Raw genomic sequence first — 1,996 nt, forward strand, 5'->3', positions numbered from 1 at the left:
CGACAGCCGATCGTTGATCGCTTCGCCGAGCCCGTCGCAGGGAATAGGCTCGACGGCGATGGTGCGCGCGCCGCTGCGGTCGAGTGCCTGCATACAGGCGAACAGATTGCTCGCCGCTTCGCGCAGGTCACCGGTTTCGGACAAATTGAGGAAGGCTTCGGCGCGGTGCCAGCCTTGTGCCCTCTGGCCGCCGAAGCCGAGCAAAGCCTCGCCCTCGCCGACCGTGCCGGCATTGAGCCGCATCGCGGCACCTGGCGCATAGTGCGAGGCAAGCATGCCCGGCGCCTCGATACTGGCGGTGCCGCCGCGCAACAATTCCATGCCGATGGCGGCCTCGATCTCCTCGGCAGCGATGCCGCCGGGCCTCAGCAGCCGCATTCTTTCCCCCTCGGCCTTGAGAATCGTCGATTCCAGCCCGACCGGGGTTGCGCCGCCATCGACCACCAGCTTTATCCGCGCACCGAGATCGGCTGCCACCGCTTGCGCGGTCGTTGCGCTGATCCTGCCGGATGAATTGGCGCTGGGCGCGGCAAGCGGGCGGCCGAGCCTGGCGATCAGATCGCCGCCAAAGCCCCTCGGCATGCGCAAGGCGATTGTATCGAGCCCGGCGGTGACGAGCGGATGGATGCCGTTGCCGGGCCGTTGCGGCAGCACCAGCGTCAGCGGACCGGGCCAGAACGCGCGCGCGAGTTTCTTCGACAGCGGATCGAACAGCGCGAGGCGCTCGGCCATCGCCATGTCGGCGACATGGGCGATCAGCGGGTTGAAGCGCGGCCGCCCCTTGGCTTCGAAGATGCGCGCGACGCCGATGCCGTTGGTCGCGTCGCCAGCCAGCCCGTAGACGGTTTCCGTCGGGATGGCGACGACATCGCCCTCCCTGAGCAGCGCCAGCGCCCGCTCCAGCGCCTCGCCCGAGCCAAGTATTTCAGCCACTCTCGTCACCTCACAGATGCGGGGTGCGTAGTACGATGGCGGCCATTGGGCAAGTCGGCTGTTGGGTAACCGTTTGTTGGCGAGCAGGAGCATTGGCGATTTATCAATCCCTAAAATGCTATGGTTCCACGAAAGCCGGCATCAATTCCGGCCTGCTATCGAACAGCTTCTGGGCAAAGGGGAGCGACATCAGTGTCTGCGCGTATCCTGCTGGGTATCATTCTTGCTGTTGCGGCCGGCGAAGCCCAGGCGTCATCCCTGGTTTTTCCAGGCACGCCATCCTCCACACCATCGATCGTCAGGATCGGCGCTCCCAACCAGCCTGGAATCGTCGATGCGGTCAACACCAGCGATGCGCGGTCGGTGATGGCAGTAGGGGAAGCGCCGCCCGACGTCACCGATGAAAAGGTAGCGGCGATCCCGGACAAGCCCGCGACCGGACACGGCTTCCAGCCAGGCCCGATGGTCATCCGTGGCGGCGTTACCGGTCCCGATTTCCCGGCACCCGCGCCAACCGCTGCACCAGCGACCGGTGCCGCGCCGGCCGCTGGCACCGCGCCGGCAACGGCCACCGCTTCCGCTGCCCCCTCAGGGAACGCCGAGAACAAACCCGCCCCGCCGAGCGCTCCGGCCCCGGCAGCAGGGCAGCGCATGCCTCCCAACGGCTACACCAAGTAGCCTCGGCTCAAAGACAGCCGACATCGATGGCGTGACTTGACGGCGATCTGGCGCCCGGCGCACCATTGCCAGGCAGTCCCCGTTCCAGGCATTTCTGGCAGACGGGATTTCATCACTAGGGGTAAAGGGGGGGCCATGAGAAAATCTGGAATCGTAACCGGAGCAGGCCTATTGCTGGCGTCACTGCTTGGCGTCGTCGCGGCTCATGCCGACGACATGCTGGGATCCTATGTCGCGCGCATTTCCGATCGCGACCATCAGGCGAGTGACGGCTATGCGCTGGACAATGCCGCGCAGATGGTGCGGCAGGACCGCGCCAACTGGCACAAATTCCACCGCCGTGACAGCGACGACGAGGCTGATGGCTGGTTCAGGACCAACGACC

2 protein-coding genes and 1 pseudogene are annotated in these 1,996 nt (G+C 65.9%); 2 read left to right on the forward strand and 1 reads right to left on the reverse strand.

The window, feature by feature from the left end; genetic code table 11:
- The coding region (locus EOA22_RS29475; RefSeq protein ID WP_164755979.1) for an L-threonylcarbamoyladenylate synthase at nt 1-933 on the reverse strand (933 nt) is incomplete at its 3' end.
- 192 nt (nt 934-1,125) lie between these two features.
- Here EOA22_RS29475 and EOA22_RS29480 point away from each other — a divergent pair.
- Both EOA22_RS29480 and EOA22_RS29485 read left to right on the forward strand, forming a co-directional pair.
- A complete protein-coding gene (locus EOA22_RS29480) occupies nt 1,126-1,611 on the forward strand; it encodes a hypothetical protein (protein WP_063167658.1) in 486 nt (161 codons plus the stop codon).
- A 171-nt stretch (nt 1,612-1,782) separates the two neighbouring features.
- Nucleotides 1,783-1,996, forward strand: a pseudogene (locus EOA22_RS29485) (hypothetical protein); the annotation flags it as partial.

This window comes from Mesorhizobium sp. M7A.F.Ca.US.014.04.1.1 (assembly GCF_003998745.1).
Lineage (GTDB): Bacteria > Pseudomonadota > Alphaproteobacteria > Rhizobiales > Rhizobiaceae > Mesorhizobium > Mesorhizobium ciceri.